The organism is Variovorax sp. P4_B11 (assembly GCF_056402355.1).
This window is the reverse complement of record NZ_JBFUHO010000073.1, coordinates 1-19393: the sequence shown is the minus strand read 5'-3', so window position 1 is coordinate 19393 and position 19393 is coordinate 1. Positions and strand designations below refer to the sequence as shown.

19 protein-coding genes are annotated in these 19393 nt (G+C 65.7%); 14 read left to right on the top strand and 5 right to left on the bottom strand.

Going from position 1 to position 19393, the window contains the following annotated elements; translation table 11 throughout:
• Positions 1-25: 25 nt before the first annotated feature.
• Genes AC1DYD_RS35620 through AC1DYD_RS35595 form a run of 6 tightly spaced genes read left to right on the top strand, consistent with a single transcriptional unit; the run spans position 26 to position 6159 of the window.
• Positions 26-1528, top strand: coding sequence for an aldehyde dehydrogenase family protein (locus tag AC1DYD_RS35620; RefSeq protein ID WP_478177449.1), 1503 nt, complete (start codon positions 26-28; stop codon positions 1526-1528).
• Positions 1529-1556: 28 nt separating this feature from the next.
• On the top strand, positions 1557-2819 hold the full coding sequence (locus tag AC1DYD_RS35615; protein ID WP_478177448.1) for an ABC transporter substrate-binding protein: 1263 nt from the start codon (positions 1557-1559) through the stop codon (positions 2817-2819).
• A gap of 26 nt (positions 2820-2845) precedes the next feature.
• Entirely contained in the window at positions 2846-3703 is an 858-nt protein-coding gene (locus AC1DYD_RS35610) for a branched-chain amino acid ABC transporter permease (protein ID WP_478177447.1), read from the top strand.
• Positions 3700-4740, top strand: coding sequence for a branched-chain amino acid ABC transporter permease (locus tag AC1DYD_RS35605; RefSeq protein WP_478177446.1), 1041 nt, complete (start codon positions 3700-3702; stop codon positions 4738-4740). The genes AC1DYD_RS35610 and AC1DYD_RS35605 overlap by 4 nt, the downstream gene beginning before the upstream one ends.
• The gene (locus tag AC1DYD_RS35600) at positions 4737-5441 is read left to right on the top strand and encodes an ABC transporter ATP-binding protein (protein WP_478177445.1); all 705 of its coding nucleotides are present in this window, start codon (positions 4737-4739) and stop codon (positions 5439-5441) included. Before AC1DYD_RS35605 ends, AC1DYD_RS35600 begins: the two co-directional genes overlap by 4 nt.
• Before the next feature lie 13 nt (positions 5442-5454).
• Positions 5455-6159 (top strand): ABC transporter ATP-binding protein, encoded by a 705-nt coding sequence (locus AC1DYD_RS35595; protein WP_478177459.1) that lies wholly within the window; start codon positions 5455-5457, stop codon positions 6157-6159.
• A gap of 4 nt (positions 6160-6163) precedes the next feature.
• Here AC1DYD_RS35595 and AC1DYD_RS35590 read toward each other — a convergent pair whose 3' ends face one another.
• Positions 6164-7144 (bottom strand): AraC-like ligand-binding domain-containing protein, encoded by a 981-nt coding sequence (locus AC1DYD_RS35590; protein WP_478177444.1) that lies wholly within the window; start codon positions 7142-7144, stop codon positions 6164-6166.
• Positions 7145-7310: 166 nt separating this feature from the next.
• Here AC1DYD_RS35590 and AC1DYD_RS35585 point away from each other — a divergent pair, with 166 nt between their 5' ends.
• The 5 genes from AC1DYD_RS35585 to AC1DYD_RS35565 all read left to right on the top strand — a co-directional run bounded on the left by AC1DYD_RS35585 (position 7311) and on the right by AC1DYD_RS35565 (position 12176).
• Positions 7311-7988 (top strand): AMP-binding enzyme, encoded by a 678-nt coding sequence (locus AC1DYD_RS35585; RefSeq protein ID WP_478177443.1) that lies wholly within the window; start codon positions 7311-7313, stop codon positions 7986-7988.
• A gap of 133 nt (positions 7989-8121) precedes the next feature.
• Positions 8122-8340: a hypothetical protein gene (locus AC1DYD_RS35580; RefSeq protein WP_478177442.1), complete on the top strand. Its 219-nt coding sequence runs from the start codon at positions 8122-8124 to the stop codon at positions 8338-8340.
• Positions 8341-8516: 176 nt separating this feature from the next.
• Positions 8517-9455, top strand: coding sequence for an aminotransferase class V-fold PLP-dependent enzyme (locus tag AC1DYD_RS35575; RefSeq protein ID WP_478177441.1), 939 nt, complete (start codon positions 8517-8519; stop codon positions 9453-9455).
• A gap of 73 nt (positions 9456-9528) precedes the next feature.
• A complete protein-coding gene (locus AC1DYD_RS35570; RefSeq protein ID WP_478177440.1) occupies positions 9529-10959 on the top strand; it encodes an amino acid permease in 1431 nt (476 codons plus the stop codon).
• 68 nt (positions 10960-11027) lie between these two features.
• Complete coding sequence (locus AC1DYD_RS35565) at positions 11028-12176, top strand: M14 family metallopeptidase (protein ID WP_478177439.1); 1149 nt, start codon at positions 11028-11030, stop codon at positions 12174-12176.
• 7 nt (positions 12177-12183) lie between these two features.
• Here the strand turns inward: AC1DYD_RS35565 and AC1DYD_RS35560 are convergent, their stop codons facing one another.
• The gene (locus tag AC1DYD_RS35560; RefSeq protein ID WP_478177438.1) at positions 12184-13350 is read right to left on the bottom strand and encodes a cupin domain-containing protein; all 1167 of its coding nucleotides are present in this window, start codon (positions 13348-13350) and stop codon (positions 12184-12186) included.
• A 156-nt stretch (positions 13351-13506) separates the two neighbouring features.
• Between AC1DYD_RS35560 and AC1DYD_RS35555 the strand changes: the two genes are divergently transcribed.
• Positions 13507-14256 carry a Crp/Fnr family transcriptional regulator gene (locus AC1DYD_RS35555; protein WP_478177437.1) on the top strand — a complete coding sequence of 250 codons (750 nt, stop codon included), beginning with the start codon at positions 13507-13509 and terminating at the stop codon, positions 14254-14256.
• A 167-nt stretch (positions 14257-14423) separates the two neighbouring features.
• Positions 14424-14813, top strand: coding sequence for a SpoIIAA family protein (locus AC1DYD_RS35550; protein ID WP_478177436.1), 390 nt, complete (start codon positions 14424-14426; stop codon positions 14811-14813).
• A gap of 161 nt (positions 14814-14974) precedes the next feature.
• On the opposite strand, the gene AC1DYD_RS35545 is transcribed toward AC1DYD_RS35550, so the two are convergent.
• The 3 genes from AC1DYD_RS35545 to AC1DYD_RS35535 are packed head-to-tail and all read right to left on the bottom strand — an operon-like array spanning position 14975 to position 18456.
• Positions 14975-16198, bottom strand: coding sequence for a dihydrolipoamide acetyltransferase family protein (locus AC1DYD_RS35545; protein WP_478177435.1), 1224 nt, complete (start codon positions 16196-16198; stop codon positions 14975-14977).
• A complete protein-coding gene (locus tag AC1DYD_RS35540) occupies positions 16199-17212 on the bottom strand; it encodes an alpha-ketoacid dehydrogenase subunit beta (protein WP_478177434.1) in 1014 nt (337 codons plus the stop codon).
• Complete coding sequence (locus tag AC1DYD_RS35535) at positions 17209-18456, bottom strand: thiamine pyrophosphate-dependent enzyme (protein WP_478177433.1); 1248 nt, start codon at positions 18454-18456, stop codon at positions 17209-17211. Before AC1DYD_RS35535 ends, AC1DYD_RS35540 begins: the two co-directional genes overlap by 4 nt.
• 309 nt (positions 18457-18765) lie before the next feature.
• On the opposite strand from AC1DYD_RS35535, the gene AC1DYD_RS35530 reads away from it, so the two are divergent.
• The coding region (locus AC1DYD_RS35530) for a PLP-dependent cysteine synthase family protein (protein WP_478177432.1) at positions 18766-19393 on the top strand (628 nt) is incomplete at its 3' end.

Genomic DNA, 19393 nt, shown 5'->3' with positions numbered 1-19393 from the left:
ACACTCACCTTGAAGGACTCCATTCATGAATCCAAAAGACCTTTCATCCGAGCAACTCGCGCGGATCGCCTTCTTGTCCCGGCGTACCCAAGGAAATTTCATCGACGGCAAGTCGATGCCGGCCACTTCCGGTAAGTTTCTTCAGGTCGTCGATCCCGCGTCTGAAATGGTGGTGGCCGAGGCCCCCGACAGCGATGCGCGTGACATTGACATCGCGGTGGCCAGCGCGCGCCGGGCGCTTGAGGATTCCGATTGGTCACGCATGCGTCCGGCCGACCGTGAGCGTGTGCTGTGCCGACTGTCCGTGTTGATCGAGGAGCACGCGGATGAACTTAGTGCAATGGAGACTTTGCAAAGCGGCAAGTTGCAGGGCATCGCGAGGATGGTCGACGTCGGGTTCAGTGCCGAGTTCGTGCGCTACATGGCGGGCTGGGCGACAAAGCTCGAAGGCAGCACTCTTCAGAATTCAATTCCGTTTCCTCCCGGTTCGCGCTATTTCACTTACACGCAGCGCGAGCCTGTGGGTGTGGTGGGAGCGATCGTTCCGTGGAACTTTCCTCTGGCCATCGCGCTATGGAAAATCGCCCCCGCGCTGGCAGCCGGCTGCACCGTCGTACTGAAGCCGTCGCCGGAGACTCCCCTCACAGCGCTGCGCCTCGCGGAACTCGCGATATCCGCCGGCATTCCGCCTGGCGTCCTGAACGTCGTCTGTGGTGCCGGGGCGGCGGGCGCAGCGCTCAGCAGCCATCCGGGAATCGACAAGCTCAGCTTCACGGGTTCAACGGCAACGGGCAAAGCCATCGGACATGCGTCGGTGGACAACATGACCCGCTTCACGCTCGAACTCGGCGGCAAGTCGCCGATGATCGTGTTGGAGGACGCGGACCCGGAAGCGGCGGCCATCGGCGCGGCCATGGGCATCTTCTTTCATCAGGGTCAAGTCTGCACGGCTAGCTCCCGGCTGTACGTGCATCGCAGCATCTTCGAAAAGGTCGTGCAAGGCGTGGCGCAGATGGCCGAGGGGATGAAGATCGGCTCGGGATTCGATGTCGCCACGCAACTCGGGCCCGTGGTGTCCAAACGCCATTTCGATCGCGTGATGGGTTTCATCGATGGCGCTCGCAAGGAAGGCGCGACCGCGCTCACCGGCGGGAGTCGGGCGCGCGAGGCGGGTTGCTTCATCCAGCCGACCGTGCTTGTCAATGTCAATCCGTCGATGCGGGTGGTGCGCGAGGAAGTCTTCGGGCCTGTTCTCGCCGCGATGCCATTCGACGACCTGGATGAAGTCATTCGACAGGCCAATGATTCCCCATTCGGCCTCGCCGCCAGCGTGTGGTCACAGAACCTGAGCGCCGTGCATCGCGTCGTGCCACGGTTGAAGGCCGGCACGGTATGGGTCAACACGCACAACACGCTGGATACCAATCTGCCTTTCGGCGGCTACAAGCAAAGCGGTTTCGGCCGAGACCTCGGACGCTCCGCAGTGGAGTCATACACCGAGGTGAAAAGCGTGTGCATGTCAATCTGATCTTCCACTCAAACGAGGAGACATCGTCATGAAGAATCTATTCAAACGCGCGAGCTGCGTTGTAGTCGTGCTGGTGACTACGCTGGCCGCCAGCGGGGCTTTCGCGCAGGGAAAGCCTGTGTGCGGCCTGAACAATGGCAAGAAGGCCACCGGGGAGTCGATCCAGATCGGCGCGGTGGTCGGCAAGACCGGGCCCGACGATTTCAGCGCCTCCTCGCAGGCCGCCGCCGCCTACTTCAAGTGCGTGAATGAGAACGGCGGCATCAACGGCCGGCCGATCGAATACACAGTGGCTGACGACCAATGGAATCCGGAGGTGGCTGCGCAGGTGGCCACCAAGCTGGTGAAAGACCGCAAGGTCGTTGCCATGGTAGGCAATTCCAGCTTTGTCGAATGCGGTGTGAATGGAAAGATGTACGCCCAGGAGGGCGTCATGGTGCTGGCGGGCGTCGGCGTGCCGCGCGAATGCTTCTTTGCGAAGAACTACGCGCCGGTGAACGCGGGTCCGCGCAACTCCGCCACCGCCATAGCCATGTACGCCGCTCAACAGTACAAGTCCAAGAAGATGGTCTGCGTGATTCCGAATATCCCGAGCCTCGGCAACTGGGCCTGCGAAGGTGCCAAGGAATGGGGCAAGGCCAACGGCGTCGAGGTCAGCGTCATCACGATCGATCCTGGCTCTCCGGACGCGACCTCGACGATGCTCCAGGCGGCTTCGATGAAGCCGGACGCCATCATCCTCAACGTGCCGAAGGGCATCATGGTGCCCATGCTTGCCGCCGCCGAGCAGCAAGGGCTTGCCAACAAGATTCATTTCGTGTCGACGACACCGGGCTACAACACGGATGTGCCGAAGGCCATCGGTCCGACCTGGAACAAGAACTTCGACATCCACCTGGAGTTCATGCCCATCGAATCGGCCGGGCCCGACAACATGAACTGGAAGGCAGTCATGGACGTCTACGCCGGCAAGAGCGATCCGCGCGACTCCTTCGCCCAGTCGGGCTACCTTTCCGCTCGGATTGCGACCGAAGCGCTGCTGAAGATGGACCCCGCCAAGATCGATCGCGCAAGCGTCTTCGCCGCGCTGCGTTCGGTCAATGGATTCAAGAGCGACATCCTCTGCACGCCTTTCTACGTCGGCGACGGCGAGCGCCACAATGCGAACCATGCCGGTCCGATCTCGCAAGTCAGTGGCAATGGCTTCAAGCAGATGGGCAGCGGCTGCGTGGTGGCCGAGGACCCCGAACTGTCGGACGTGCGCGCACAGGAGAAGAAACTCGGCATCTGATGCCCAGTCTGCGCGCCAACATCCAAATGCCTGACCTCACCCCTTTCCTCATTTCCGGTCTCGGCGTCGGCGCGGTGTATGCCCTGTCCGGCGTAGGACTGGTCGTCCTGTATCGGTCGTCGGGCGTTCTGAACTTCGCCTTCGGCGCCCTGGGTGCCGTCGCCGCGTACGTGGCTTGGTCGGCGCTCGACCGGGAATGGCCGCAGGCGCTGGCCTGGCTTGCCGCCATCGCGGTCTCGGTGCTCATCTCGGTGACCTACGGGCGACTTCTGGCCCCGTCATTGTCCCAGCGCGAGCCTGCCATCCGGTCGATCGGCACGCTCGGCCTTGCGCTCGTCGTTCTCGGCTTCACCGAATGGTTCTGGGGCGAACAGCCGCGCAGGCTGGTGCTGCCCACCGACGCGGGTGCAATCGAATTCGGCGATGTGCGCCTGACCTACACGCGGGTCCTGGGCCTCGCGCTCGCGTTTTCGATGATGGGTGCGGTGGGCCTGGTGCTCGCCAAGACCCGCATCGGTCTCAAGATGCGCGCCCTTGCCGACGACCGCCAGCTCAGTGCCATCCTGGGTGTGGGCGTCCTCCAGGTCGATACGACGGCCTGGGTGGTTTCGGGCGCATTCGCAGGTGTGTGCGGCTTGCTGCTGGGCAACATCGTGCGACTGCAGGCGACCGTACTGACCTTTCTTGTCATTCCCGCCTTTGCCGCCGCGATCATCGGTCGCCTGCGTTCACTGCCTGCGACGGTGGCGGGTGGGCTGCTGATCGGAGTCGTGGAGGCGCTGGCAATTGTGGTGCCGGGGTTCTCGCCCTATCGCGCGGCGACGCCTTTCGTGATCGCGCTGGCGGCGATCGTGTTGTCTCGCAATAGCGCTCGCAAAGCATGACATCGCCCGAGAAATACTTGGCCCTTGACGCTGATTTGGCCCGCGTGCGGCGGGCGGGCCGCGTCAAGCTGCTGCAAATGATCGCAATCACGATCCTGATCGGCCTGGTCCTGCCCTGGCTGGCCAATGCCTACTGGATCAAGACCTTGACTTCGTCACTGGCGCTTGCGATCGCCGCGGCCGGTGTAGCCGTTCTCTATGGCCAACTGGGCCTCGTGAGCCTGTGCCAGTACGCGCTCCTGGGGGTTGGGGGATGGGTCGCACTTCGAGTGAGTCATGGCTTGCATCTGCCGTTCGAACTGTGCGTATTGCTGGCGGGCGCGGCGTCGGCTTGCACAGGGATGCTGACGGGCCTGCCTGCGCTGCGCATGAAAGGCCTGTACCTGGCGCTTGTGACGCTGATGCTGGCTGGAGGATTTCAAGTGGTCATTAGCGCCACGGGATATCCCGACGGCGGAGGCGGGTGGCTCGGGCGTATTGTCGGCAGCGAGCGCCTGCTGATGGAACGGCCGGGAGTCGCTGCTTCCGACAGCGCCTACTTCACCTATGTTGCCGTGTGGCTCGCTGGCATTTTCGCGCTGATCGAACTCCATCGGCGCACGAAGGCGGGCCGCTCCTGGGCGCTCATACGGCGCGGCGAGGCAGTCGCGCAAGGGGCAGGCGTCAACGTGCTGCTTTATCAGACTTGGGCCTTCGGCCTGGCGGGATTCTGCGCCGGCGTCGCTGGTGCCTTACTCGCGGGCGGCGTAGGTCAACTCGATGGGCGGGCCTTCTCAGCCAGTGAATCCGTGATGCTCTTCGCCTTGTCCGTCGTTGGTGGCGTCTATCACTGGGGCGGCGCGCTGATCGCTGGGGTGCTGCTGCGCGCGCTGCCTTCTCTTCTGACGGACTTCAATGTCAACGGCTACCTGGCGATGATCTTCTTCGGCGCTGCCTTGCTGCACGCGTTGATCACCGCGCAGCGGGGAATCATCGGCCAGTGGATGGACGCCTGGGCCGCGATCCGTGTGAAGCTCGTCAGAGCGGCGTCGCGATGATCGAGATCCGCGGCCTCAGCGTGGCGTTCGGCGCCGTGAAGGCGATCGATGGGCTGGACGCCGTGCTCGAAGATCCGGTGTGTGGCCTGATCGGCCCCAATGGCGCCGGGAAGACCACGCTGGTCAACCTTCTCAGCGGCTTTGCCAGGGCCTCACACGGCGAAGCGCGCGTGAACGGCTCGGACCTGTTGCCCATGTCGATCGCGCAGCGTGTTCGGTTCGGCCTTCGCAGATCGTTTCAAACAGAGCAGGTGGTCGAGGATTTGAGCGTATGGGACAACGTGCGGGCGATGCTCGACCACCTCCCCCATGCGAATGCATCTGCGAACGAACAGGTCGCCCGGGCGCTCGACCACACGGGACTGACGTCCGTGGCTACCGTCGAAGGGTCGCGCCTGAACCTCTTTCAACGTCGGATGGTCGAGGTCGCGAAGGCCCTGGTCGGACATCCCAGGCTCATTCTTTTCGATGAACCAGGTGCGGGGCTCGACGAACATGAATCTCAACGGTTGCGCGATGCCATCGTCAGGATACCTCCCTGCTTCGATGCCCAGGTGCTGCTGATCGACCACGACGTCGACCTCATTGCCGCCATCTGCAGCCAGACCCTGGTCATGGATTTTGGCCGACGACTGGCCTTGGGACCGACGCGCGCCGTGCTCGACGATGCCGACGTCCGTCGTGCCTACCTGGGGACTTGAAATCGTGGAACTCATGTTGTCCGTTCGGGGATTGAAAGTCTCGCGTGGCGGCAAGCAGGTGCTGCACGGTATCGATCTGAACGTGCGCGCGGGCGAGATCACTGCGTTGGTCGGCGCCAACGGAGCGGGGAAGTCCAGCACCGTGCTGGCGATCGGAGGGGTCATCCCGTTCACGGCGGGAAGCATCACGCTTGACGGCGCCACTCTTGTGAAACCAGGACCAGACGCCATCCGGCGCGCCGGTATCGCGATCGTGCCCGAGGGGCACCATGTCTTGAGTGGGCTTTCGGTCCTGGACAACCTGCGCGCCGCCGCGACATTGCTGCCCGTCTCCGAAGTCGGGCCTGCCATCGATCGGATGCTGGCGATCTTTCCGGAACTGGAGCCGAAGTTGCGACTGCTGGGAGGATCCCTGTCCGGCGGACAGAAGCAGATGGTGTGCGTGGCCCAGGCGCTGCTGGCGAAGCCGAAGGTGCTGGTGATCGACGAGTTGTCGCTCGGGCTTGCGCCCTTGGTCATCAAGCGGCTGGCCGATGTGGTTCAGGGCACCACGCGAGACGGCACTGCCGTGCTCCTGATCGAACAGTTCACGACGTTGGCGCTTTCACTGGCCAGCCATGCCTGTGTGATCGAGCGAGGAAGGGTCGCGTGGAGTGGCTCCGCGGCCGAACTCCGCGATCGGCCCGAGATCCTGCACAGCAGCTATCTCGGCAGTTGACCCGTCAGTGTGCGCGGGTCCCTTCATCCTGCGCGCGCGCAAGCCACTGGTATTCGGATGGCGTCACGCCGTAGTGCTCCTTGAAGAGCCGGCAAAAATGCGCGCTGCTGGTGAAGCCCGAGCCGTAGGCGATCTCCGCGATGCCTCGGTTCGATGTCGTGCTGTTCTTTAGGATGCTTTCGCACTGCGCCAGTCTAGACAGCCAGATGTGACGCTCGAGGCTGCACGGCTCGTTCTCGAAAATTCGATGCAGGTAGCGCTTGGAGCAGCGAAGCGCATCGGCAATGCGCTGGATGCTCAAGTCGCTGTCGGCCAGGTGCGTCTGGACGTATTGCTTGACCCGAAGCTTAAGCACTGCGGCCGGTTGCGTCTGAGAATCGCCATCGCGGACCTGATGTGCGGCCAGCGTCGAACCTAGCAGTCCGAAGATGGATTCGCTTACCGCAGTGCCGACCGCATCGGGAAGCTCCGAGAGTTGTCCCGCGAGGGAACGCATGAAGCTCCCGAACACCGCATGCAGGCCGGCGCGGTTGGAGGAATGGGCTTCGCTCGTGTGCAGATTCGGGACCTTGAAGTCGCTGAGCCGGGCCCTTGGCACCTGCGTCACCAGCATCGAGCATCGCTCCAAGTTGGTGATCGAATAGGGGATCTGCGGGTCGTAGAGGCTCCAGTCGCCGGGTTGCAGCACAACTCTTCGATCGTGCAAGCGGATAGCCGCCTTGCCACGCAGTTGCAGGACCAGCTTGTAGAACTCGTCCGTCGGCAGTTCTCCGCAGCGAGCGTCGCGCTCCACCCTGTGGGCCGGCGCTTCGATGCGAATCATCCTCAACGGCCCCACTTCATAGGCGTCGAGTGCCGCATCCAGAGGGCCGTCGTCGAGGGAATTGACCCTCAGCTTGCCGAAGTACCGTTGGTTGAGGCGGCTCCAGGACTCCACTCGCTCATCAGCGTGGTCACGTTGAGTTGTGTAATGCTGATGCTTCATCGCTCTTCCTCTTCGCCTCGGCGTGGGCCAGCAAATCCCCAGGCGCTCGTTGGCGGGAGTGTAGAGAGCGGACTTGGTGTGCGGAAGTAGTGAAAACCTTGACGACGCGTGCGAACGCCTGGGCCGTGCCGTTCTCGGCCATGATTCCAACTTCGAGAAGCACGACATGCACATCGTGCAGGGCTGGGGCATGACCGAGACCTCGCCGCTGGGCAGCGTCCCGGTCATCAAGCCGAACCACCTGCTGCTGCCGGACGACCAGCGGCACGCGCTGCGCGCGATGCAGGGCATCGCCACGCCGCTGGTCGAGATGCGGATCGTCGACGAGGTCGAAGGCATCCAGCCCCGGGACGGCAAGGCCACGGGCGAAGTGCAGGTGCGCGGGCACTGGGTCACCGGCAGCTACCATGCGACGCCGAACGACCCGGGCAAGTTCTCCGCCGATGGCTGGCTGCGCACCGGCGATGTCGGCACCATCGATGCCGAGGGCTACATGCGGCTGGTCGACAGCAGCAAGGACATGATCAAGTCGGGCGGCGAGTGGATCGGCTCGGTCGAACTCGAGAACCTAGTGATGGGCCACCCCGCTGTCGCCGAAGCCGCAGTGGTCGCGATCCCCCATCCGAAATGGGGCAAGCGCCCGCTGGTGGTGGTCGTCCGGTGGCCGGGTGCCGACGTCGACGCCGAGACGCTGCGCGAGTTCCTGCGGCCCAGGGTCGCGCGCTTCCAGTTGCCGGACGACTTCGAGTGGGTCGACGCCATTCCGAAGACCGCGACCGGCAAATTCCTCAAGACGAAGATGCGCGAGACGTATCGCGACCGCGTGTCGGTCTCGCCGAGCTGAGTCGCCGGCGGCTCAGCGCCCGGTGATCGAGCCGCGGGTCGTGACCGCGCGCGTTGGCCATCCCCGGGCCCGGGCGCGCTCGCTGCGGTCACTGCAGCAGTGAACCTGGCTGGTACCCGGCAACGGGCTGGCCTTGCTGCAGCACCTTTTCGCCGTCTGCGGCCAATTTCCCCCCGCCGACCTGATCTCCTGCCAATCGACGCAACTGGCGTTGGCCCTGCTTCACCGCACCGACGCGCTGGCCCTCCTGGTCGGCAATTCGCTGGGCGCGCGGTGGAGCAGGCTCGGACTGGTGCAGCTCCCCTTGCCGAGGGTCGAAGCGCAGATGGAGCGGGCGGGGTCTCAAAAGTGAAAGACAGGGTTTTCACCGGGCGAAGTCCAGCCCGAGCGTAAAGCAGCCTACGCCGCGATTGGAGCCTGTTGCCTAGCATCGAACCAGAGGCGCACCCGCTGGCGACCGGAGACAGCTGCGTACTGCCCGCCACCACGCCCTCTTCGATGCACCCCTGACGATCACGGAAGACCCCAATGACTTTCAAGTTCGAAAACCAGCGCGCGCTCTTTCCCATCCTGGCCGACAAGGCACAACTCTCCAGTTGCTCGCAAAGCGCGCTGTCGACCCCGGTGCTGCAGGCACTGAACACCTACACCCGGTCCTGGCTGCAAAACGGCATGGACTGGGAGGGCTGGGCCACCGAGGTGAACCATGCCAAGGCCGAGTTCGCCAGGTTGATCAAGGCCGAGGCCGCCGACATCGCGGTCCTGTCCTGCGTCTCGGACCTGGCATCCTCGGTGGGCAGCGCGCTGGACTTCCCCGCCGAGCGCAACGAGATCGTGGTCGGGGAAATCGATTTCCCCTCCCTTGGCCATGTCTGGCTGGCGCACGAGCGCCGGGGAGCCAAGGTCGTCTTCGCCGCGGCCGACGAGCGCCACACCATCGCGCTGGAGACCTACCAAGAGATCATCACCGACAAGACACGCCTGGTCTCGGTGTCCCATGTGTCGTACTACAACGGCTTCAAGCAGGACATCGCCGCCATCACCGCCCTGGCGCGTGCCAAGGGCGCGCTGGTCTTCGATGCCTACCAATCCGTCGGAGCCACCGACATCGATGTGCGCCGCGACGGCATCGACATGCTGGCTTGCGGCGCGCAAAGATTTTTTCTCGGCTGCCCGGGTATCGCCTTCCTCTACCTGCGGCCCGGGCTGGCTGACACGCTGCGCCCCACCCACACCGGCTGGTTCGGCCAGGTCGATCCGTTTGCGTTCGACATCAAGTCACTGGACTACGCGCCAGGCGCACGCCGCTTCGACACGGGCACGCAACCCATCGTCAATGCCTACGCCGCCCGGGCCGGCATGCAGTTGCTGAATACCCTGGACATGGCCGAAGTGGAAAGCTACCTGCGCCACCTGTCGAGCGTGGCCCGGGAGGAGGCACCGAGCAGGAGGTGGCTGCCGCGATGAAGGCCCTGGCCCGGCACGCCTGACCGGCGACGGGTGTTCTCAGCTGCGATTCAAAAAAAAGGGAGACATTCACATGGATCAACAAATCATCGACCGCGAAAAGGGACTGGCGCGCAAGTTGTCGCAGCGCCAATTGACCATGATTGGCCTGGGCGGCGCCATCGGCACCGGCCTGTTCATGGGCAGCGGCATTGCCATCGGCTATGCCGGCCCGGGGGTGCTGATCAGCTACGTCGTCGCGGCGCTGATCGCCGTGATCATGATGTACAGCCTGTCCGAGATGGCGGTGGCCCACCCCACCACCGGCTCCTTCGGCACCTACGCCGAGTTGTACCTCAATCCCTGGTTCGGCTTCATCGTGCGCTACACGTACTGGGCCGCGCAGTCGATCGCCATCGGCGGCGAGGCAGTGGCCATCGGGCTGTACATGTCGTTCTGGTTCCCGGGCGTTCCGGTGTGGATGTGGACCGCGGGCTTCGGCGCGGCGATCATCTATGTCAACACCCGCTCCGTCTCCAGCTTCGGCAGCCTGGAGTACTGGCTGTCCACCGTCAAGGTGATGGCCATTTGCGCCTTCATCATTTTTGGCCTGGCGCTTGTCTTCGGCATCGGGCACCCCGCCGTGGGCTTCGGCAACTACACCGCCAACCAGGGCTTTCTGCCCCATGGTTTCAAGGGCGTCTGGATGGGCGTGCTGATGGCCATCTTCTCTTTCTATGGCATTGAGATCATCGCCGTGACCGCCGGCGAGGCCGAGGACCCCAAGACCGCGGTGCCGCGCGCCATGCGCACCATGATCGTTCGGCTGGTGCTGTTCTATGTGCTGTCGCTCGGCATCATGCTGGCCATCGTGCCATGGGCCGAGGCCGGGGCCAAAGGCCTGGTGCACAGCCCCTTCGTCAAGGTGTTCACCTACTACGACTTCGCCTACGCCGCGGCGGCGATGAACTTCGTGCTGATCACCGCTGCGCTGTCGAGCATGAATGCCAACCTCTACCTGTGCTCGCGCATGGTGTTCTCGCTGGCGCGCGGCGGCTTCGCGCCCCGGGCCTTCGGCCAGCTGAGCCGCCAAGGCGCACCGGTGCGCGCCACCTTCGTCTCCAGCGTCGGCGTGATGATCGCGATCCTCGTCAGCCTGCTGAGCGACATCGCCTACAGCTACCTCTTCGGCATCGCCTTGGGCGGTGGCATCCTGGTCTGGCTGATCATCCTGCTGAGCCACCTCTCGTTTCGCAGGAGCTGGGCGCGGCACCACATGGGGCCACTGCCGTTCCGCGCCCCCTGGTTTCCCTGGCCGCAGTACCTGGGCATCTTTCTGCTGGTGGCCATCCTCGTCACCATGGGCCTGGACAGCGACTTCTGGAACGTGGGAATTATCTCGGCGACCGGATGGGTGCTGTTTCTGAGCGCGGTGTTCTTCTTCCGCAAGTTCCAGCTGAAGCCCGAGGCCGGGCGCGCGGGGCGCGCCGTGCGCCAGCGCGCCGACAGCAACGGCAGTGTCTGAGGGGCTGAACAACTCCTCCTATTTCTACATTCGCTCGGCCCTTCCCCGCAAGCCTCAAGGAACACCCGATGACAAACACCGTCCCCATGAACGACATTTCCGTCCGCTCCTGCTTCTCGGCCAGCTACGCCGAAGCCCGTGCCAGATTCATTGCCGCTGCCGAGCGGGTCGGTGCCAGCCTCGAACACCATGTGCTCGAAGGCCAGCTCGGCGCGCGCGGCGAGACGCTGGCCACCGACGTGGCACTGCTCGGGGCGGTCGACACCGCACCGCTGCTCGTGCTGAGTTCGGGCGTGCACGGCGTCGAGGGCTTTTGCGGTTCGGGTTGCCAGGTTGCCGTTCTGCATGACACGGACTTGAAGAGCCGCCTGGCGCGGGCCGGGGTGGGCTTGCTGCTCATTCACGCCATCAATCCCTATGGGTTCTCGCATCTGCAGCGCACCAACGAGGACAACATCGACGTCAATCGCAACTTCATCGACTTCGACGCGCCCTTGCCGGTCAATCCGAACTATCTCGAAGTGGAGGCCTTCCTGCTGCTGCCGCAATGGCCGCCGTCCGAGCGAGACATCGAGAGAAAGCAGGCGTTCGTGCGCCAGCACGGCGAGCGCGGCTTGCAGCACGCCATGAGCAGTGGCCAGTGGATCTCCCCGCAAGGGCTCTTCTACGGCGGCACGGCGCCGTCCTGGAGCAATCGCACCGTGCGCGCGATCCTGCGCGAATATGGTGTGGCCGCGCGCGCCATCGCCTGGATCGACATCCATACCGGTCTGGGCCCTTACGGTCATGGAGAGAAGCTCTACGCGGGAAGAAAGGATGCCGAGGACATTGCCCGCGCGCGCGCATGCTGGGGAAGCGATGTCTTCCTGACGTTCTCGGGCAACACCGAGTCGGTGTCCGTCGACGTGGTCGGGCTGGTCTGTTCCAGCCTCCACGGGGAGTGTGCCCAGGCCGAGGCGCTGCTCATGGGACTGGAATTCGGAACCCTGCCCTCGTCCACGGTTCAGTCCGCCTTGCTCCACGCGGCCTGGATTCGCGCCCAGGGCGAGAAGGTCGGCGCGGCAACACGAGCCGCCGCCAGCCGCGAGCTGCGAGACGCTTTCTATTGCGACAACGATGGGTGGAAGGGCATGATTCTGGGTCAGGCGCGCGTGGCCTGTCTGCAGGTTGCACAGACGCTGGCTCAATTCGACACGGAGCACGCCACCCGGCCGTAGTTTCATTTCATGTGGATGGACTGGCGATGCGACTGAAGGAAGGAAGGACCGCGGGCAGGCTGACTTCCAGCAACTCGAGCCCGGGCGCGGGCATGAAGCGGTAGTCGGCACCGGCGGGCAGCACGCAGCTGTCTCCGGCCGCCAGCGCGTGCGTACCCAGTGTGTCGCCGTGCAGCCGCGTCTCGCCCGCCAGGACGAAGAGAAACAGGAATTCGCCCGCGTGGGCGCCGGGCGTTCCCAAGATGCCTGGGTCCTCCGGCGCGATGCCCGGGCGGGCGGGCCGCAGTACGCGGACGCCGCCCAGGCCCCCAGTGGCCCAGGCGATCCCGGTGTCGCGCGCCTCGAAGCCGGGCAGCCGCGATGGCGCCCAGCCGGCCTGGGCCGCCACATGGCGCACGAACTTCTGCGTCTGATAGTCGCGGTCAGGCAGGCAGGCGCCGGTCGGCAGGGCCATCTCCGGGTCGCCGTGGGTCTCGTGGATGGCGGGGCAGCCGATCTCCACGACTTCCGCGCCGGCGGCGCATTCCAGCACCCGGTGGCGGATCTCGGGCGGCTGCAGCACGCAGTCGCCCGCGTTCAGGAGGAACGGTTCGCCCTGGTCTTCGTACACCAGGCGAATCCAGCCGGCCTTGCAGAAGATCACCTGGAACCGCACGCGGTGGAAGTGCACATAGTCGGGCACCGGGCCGCCTTGCGGGAGCCGGATGTGGGAGGCCACGAAGCGGCCGCCCAGACGCGAGGGGATCAGGTCGCGGTACAGCATGCCGGCGCGCCCCACGCCCCAGCTCTCGGGACCCGCCAGGCGGGTCAGCACGAATTCCTGTGTGCCGGGCGGCACATCGACGGGGGCGTTGGCGGGCGCCACGTCCACCCGCAGGCCGTCGGGGCCGTGCAGGGTGGCCGGCGTGCCGGGTGGCAACGCGGCCATGTCGCACAGCAAGCGCAGGTGCGTGGGGGCGATGGCGTCCGCGGGAGCCGCCACCTGCAGCCGCAGCGTGCAGCCGTGTGCGCTGAGCACGGCCAGCGTGGGGGCTTCCGAGGGCATGATCAGGCGGACCCTGAAGCCGAGCCTGCCGGTGAGGAATTTGATCGAAGCGTTCAGGTCGACGCAGCGCACGACGAACTGTGCGGCGCGGATGCCTGGGGCGAGTGTGGCGAGGGTTTCGGAGGTCATGATGTCAGCGTCGGAGCGGGAGAATTGAAAGACCGGCGGCCTTTGATTCGATGCTAGGCAAAGGACGCCAATTCCTGCGTAGCTGCTTTACGCCCGCCGTGGACTTCACTTCGGTATAAACCCTGCGACTCCTTTTTTGACTCTGCCCGATCCACCATGTCGACCTCGCCCGGTTTCGATTCCAGCCCGTCCTTGTTGATCGCCGCGCCGCCGCTGCCGGACGGTGTGGCGCCATTGCCGAAGGCCTTCGTTTCAGCGTGGCTGACCCATCTGCGTTTCGACTGGAGCGAGGTCACGCGCGGCTACCGCCAGCAGCCCGTCGCCAATGACGGGCTGCTGTTCGAGGAAGGGCAGCCGGCGCATTCGGTCTATGTGGTGGAGTCGGGGCGCATTCGACTGATCTCGGATTCGGTGGAGGGCAAGCGGCGCCATCTGATGATCGTGGGCCCTACGGGCCTGGTCGGCGATTGCGGCCTGCTACAGAGCAAGAGCCATGTGGTGTCTGCCGAGGCCTCGACAGACGCGGTGGTGTGCGCCGTGCCGGTGGCGGCCATGCTGGCCGCGCTGTACCAGGCACCCGCCCTGATGCGCCAGCACCAAGCCCTGTGCAGCGTGCGCTTTCGCATCATGCTGCAGCACCTGGCCTTGCAGGGTGCCGATTCCGCCAAACGCCGGGTCAGCCACCATCTGCTCGGCCTGATGGCCAGCTACGGCAAGCCGCACCCGACGGGGACCCTGATCTCCATCACCTTCACCAAGCAGGAGATGGGGCACATCTGCGGGCTCTCCCGGGTCAGCGTCTCGCAGATTCTCGGCGCGCTCGAAAAGGACGGGATCATCGCGGCGGTCGGACGCAACGTTGCGATCCGCGATGCCGCCCGGCTGGCGTCACTGGCCCAGAACTGACGCTGGGATCTTTGCATGGGTGGGTCTGCGCCGCTGCCCGGAGAAGGCTGAGTACACCTCGAACCTCGGCCCGCAAGCCGCGTCATCAGCCGCTTGCTTGTGTGTCCCCGGAAGCAGCATGGTCGGCGCGGACGGCCTATTGTGGAAGTACCCAAACGGAGAATGACATGCTCGCATACTCGATCAAGCAGCCCGAAGGCATCTTGGTGCTTAAACCCAGCGCTCCGCTGAGCAAAGAGGATTTCGGCGGTCTCGGCGCTGCTGTCGATGCCTATCTCTCCGACCACGCCAAGCTCCGAGGCGTATTGATTCATTCGAAGGGTTTTCCAGGATGGGAGAACTTCGCGGGCTTCACCGCGCACATGCACTTTGTCCGCGACCATCACAAGGAAGTCGAACGCATTGCCATCGTGACGGACAGTCATCTCGCCGGTATGGCGGAACTGCTCGGCACGCACTTTACGTCGGCCCAAGTGCGGCATTTCCCCTTTTCCGACGATGTGAAGGCATTGGACTGGCTGGAGACCGAGAGAGGTACCGTCGCCTCGCCAGATTGATGGCCAGTCGGCGCTCGCCGAGCCAGAAAGCGATTGGTTCTGGTTCACCACGATAGCCGACGCAGCACGCCACACGAATCGTCATGGCTCACGATACAGCTGAAGCTGTGGGTGGACCTTGAGCGCGAGACCCAGACGACAACGCGCTCGCCCCCGTAGGGCTACACGACAAAAAGCAGGGCCGGGCATTCGAGCGAAGCCCGCACGGCCTGCACGAATTCGGCCGCAAGCTGGCCGTCGACCACGCGGTGATCGAAGGAGGAGGACAGGTTCATCATGCGGCGCGCGACCACCGCGCCGCCCTGCATCACCGGGCGCTGCACGATGCGGTTGACGCCGACGATCGCCACCTCGGGCGCGTTGATGATCGGCGTGGAGGCGATACCGCCCAGCGCGCCGAGGCTGGTGACGGTGATGGTCGAGCCGCTCAGTTCGTCGCGTGTGGCCCGGCCCGCGCGCGCGGCATCGGCCAGGCGGGCGATCTCGGTCGCGCTGGACCACAGGTCGCGTGCCTCCGCGTGGCGCAGCACCGGCACCATGAGGCCGGCCGCAGTCTGGGTCGCGATGCCGACGTGCACCGCGCCGTGACGCGTGAGCACGCCCGCCTCGTCGTCGAAGCGGGCATTGATCTGCGGGAAGCGCGGTACCGCCAGCACGACCGCACGCACCAGCAGCGGAAGCAGCGTCAGGTGCGCCCGTCCGCTGCCCCAGTGTTCATTGAGCTGCGCGCGCAGCAGCTCCAGCTCGGTCACGTCGATCTCCTCGACGTAGGTGAAGTGCGGGATGCGGCGCATCGCGTCCTGCATGCGCTGCGCGATGCGCCGGCGTACGCCGGTCACGGGCACGGCCTCCTCGTCGTTGCGTTCTGCGTAGCGCGCCGCACTCGGCGCCTGCGGACCGGCCCGCCGGACCAGCCAGGCGTCAAGGTCCTCGTGCAGGACGCGGCCGTCCGCGCCGCTGCCCGGCACCTGCTGCAGATCGATGCCAAGGGCCGCGGCCCGATGGCGCACCGCGGGCGAGGCGAGCGGTTTGCCGGCCGATGGGCGCGCGCGCTCGGCCGGTGCGCTTGCCGTTGCCGTTGCCGTTGCCGCTGCAGGCGCCGCTCGTGCGGGCGCGGCCGACACCGCCTCCGCCTCGCCATCGGGCCCCACATCGATGCGAATCAGCTCCGAGCCCACGGCGATCTGCTGCCCCACTTCGCCGCCGAGCGCCAGCACCTTGCCCGCGACCGGCGAGGGAATCTCGACGGTGGCCTTGTCGGTCATCACGTCGGCCAGCACCTGGTCTTCGGCCACCGTGTCGCCGGGCTGCACGCGCCACGCCACCAGCTCCACCTCGGCGATGCCTTCGCCGAGGTCCGGCACCTTGATCGCATGCGTGCCCATTCAGTTCTCCATGACGCGGCGGAATGCGGCGCCCACGCGCGCCGGCCCCGGGAAGTAGGCCCACTCCTGCGCATGCGGATAGGGCGTGTCCCAGCCGGTCACGCGCTCGATCGGCGCCTCGAGGTGATGGAAGCAGTGCTCCTGCACCAGCGCCGTCAGCTCGGCGCCGAAACCGCTGGTTCGCGTGGCCTCGTGCACGATCACGCAGCGGCCGGTCTTCCTCACCGAATCGACCAGGGTCTGCAGGTCCAGCGGCCAGAGGCTGCGCAGGTCGATGATCTCGGCGTCGATCCCAGTCTCGCGCGCCGCCGCTTCCGAGACGAAGACCATCGTGCCGTAGGTGATCACCGTCAGGTCGGTGCCGGGGCGGAACACGGTGGCCGATTCCAGCGGCACGACGTAGTGCCCCTCGGGCACCTCGCCCAGCGGATGGGCCGACCAGGACACCAGCGGGCGGTCGTGATGGCCGTCGAACGGGCCGTTGTAGAGGCGCTTGGGCTCCAGGAAGATCACCGGGTCGTCGTTCTCGATCGAGGCGATCAGCAGGCCCTTGGCATCGCGCGGGTTCGATGGCATCACCGTGCGCACGCCGCAGACGTGGGTGAACAGCGACTCCGGACTCTGGCTGTGCGTCTGGCCGCCGTAGATGCCGCCGCCGCAGGGCATGCGGATGGTGATCGGCGCGCTGAAGTCGCCGGCCGAGCGGAAGCGCAGCCGCGCCGCTTCGGAAACGATCTGGTCGTAGGCCGGATAGAAGTAGTCGGCGAACTGCACCTCGACCACCGGGCGCAAGCCGTAGGCGCCCATGCCGATGGCCGAGCCAACGATGCCGCCTTCGGAGATCGGCGCGTCGAAAACGCGCGAGCGGCCGTACTTGGCCTGCAGGCCTTCGGTGCAGCGGAACACGCCGCCGAAATAGCCGACGTCCTGGCCGTAGATGACGACGTTGTCGTCGCGCTCGAGCATCACGTCCATGGCGGAGCGCAAGGCCTGGATCATGGTCATGGCGCTCATGACGCGGCTCCGGACTGCATCTGTTCGCGCTGCCGCTTCAGGTGCGCCGGCATGTCCTTGTAGACGTCCTCGAACATTGTCGCGGCGCCGGCAAGATGCCCATCGGCCAGCGAGCCGTAGCGCTCGGCCTCCTTCAGCGCGGCGTTGACCTCGGCCTCCAGTTTCGCCTGCGTCTCTTCGTGCTCCTGCTGCGACCAGGCGCCGATGCCGATGAGATGCTGCGCCAGCCGCGGGATCGGATCGCCGAGCGGGAAGTGCGACCAGTCGTCGGCCGGCCGGTAGCGCGAGGGATCGTCCGAGGTCGAATGCGCGCCGGCGCGATAGGTCACCCATTCGATCAGCGTTGGCCCGAGGTTGCTGCGGGCGCGCTGCGCGGCCCAGCGCGAGGCGGCCAGCACGGCGAGGAAGTCGTTGCCGTCGACGCGCAGCGAGGCGATGCCGCATCCCACGCCGCGCGCCGCGAAGGTGGTGGCCTCGCCGCCGGCGATGGCCTGGAAGGTCGAGATCGCCCACTGGTTGTTGACCACATTGAGGATCACCGGCGCGCGGTACACGTGGGCGAAGGTCAGCGCCGTGTGGAAGTCGGACTCGGCCGTGGCGCCGTCGCCGATCCATCCCGACGCGATGCGCGTGTCGCCCTTGATCGCCGAGGCCATGCCCCAGCCCACCGCCTGGATGAACTGCGTGGCCAGGTTGCCCGAGATCGAGAAGAAGCCGGCCCGCTTCATCGAATAGCACACCGGCAGCTGCCGCCCCTTGAGCGGGTCGCGCTCGTTGGACATCAGCTCGCAGATCATGTCCACCATCGACACGTCGTCGCGCGCCAGCAGCAGGCCCTGCTGGCGGTAGGTGGGAAAGCACATGTCGCCCTGCTGCAGCGCCAGCGCGTGGCCGGTGGCGATGGCCTCCTCGCCGAGGCACTGCATGTAGAACGAGATCTTCTTCTGCCGCTGCGCGATCAGCATGCGGGCGTCGAAGGCGCGCGTCTTCATCATTGCGCGCAGGCCGCGGCGCAGCAGTTCGGGGTCGGCCTCCGGCGCCCACGGACCGACGATGCGGCCCTCGTCGTCGAGCACGCGCACCAGTGTGTAGGCCAGATCGCTGGTGTCGGCTGGCGATGCGTCGATCGGAGGCTTTCGCACCTCGCCGGCGCGCGACAGGTGGAGGTAGGAAAAATCCGTCTCATGCCCCGGCCGCCCGGTGGGCTCCGGCACATGCAGATGAAGAGGTGCGCCCTGGCTCATCGCGTGGTCTCCGCGCTCGATGGGATCGCTCGCCAGCCAAGCCTAGCGAATTTCAGGCTCCGGCGCAGTCGGTCACTACCCGTATCTCTCTTGACACGCAGGGCCGGCGGGACTCGGCGAGCTGGTGCCGCTTCCACGATGGGTTCCACGCCTTCGAGCGGGTGCGGACTTCACCACGTTGTCGACGCCGCATGGCCGGCACGTCGGACGGGATCCTCGGGGATTTTCCGCCACCGGATCGCGTCGAGTGCCCCCTGCGAGCCGTGCCGAAGCGGCCTATGATCCGATGCTTCCCAACGGACTTCCGAGATGCGCAAACCCGCCGTCCTCGATCTGATCGGAAACACCCCGCTGTTGCAGGTGACGCGCATGGATACCGGTCTCTGCACGCTTTTCCTCAAGCTGGAGTCGCAGAATCCCGGCGGCTCGATCAAGGACCGCGTGGGCCTGGCCATGATCGAGGCCGCCGAGCGCGATGGCCGGCTGAAGCCTGGCGGCACGGTGGTCGAAGCCACCGCTGGCAATACGGGGCTGGGCCTGGCCCTCGTGGCGAGGGCCAAGGGCTATGGCGTGGTGCTGGTGGTGCCCGACAAGATGTCGACCGAGAAGGTGCTGCACCTGAAGGCGCTCGGCGCCGACGTGCGCATCACGCGCTCCGACGTCGGCAAGGGCGATCCTGCCTACTACCAGGACTATGCGGCGCGGGTCGCCGCGGAGATACCGGGCGCCTTCTTCGCCGACCAGTTCAACAACCCGGCCAATCCGCTGGCACATGAGCAGGGCACGGGGCCCGAGATCTGGGAACAGGCCGGCCACGACCTGGACGCCATCGTGGTCGGCGTCGGCTCCGCCGGCACCATCACCGGGCTGACCCGCTACTTTCGCCGGGTGCAGCCCGCGCTGCAGTTCGTGCTGGCCGACCCGGTCGGCTCCGTGG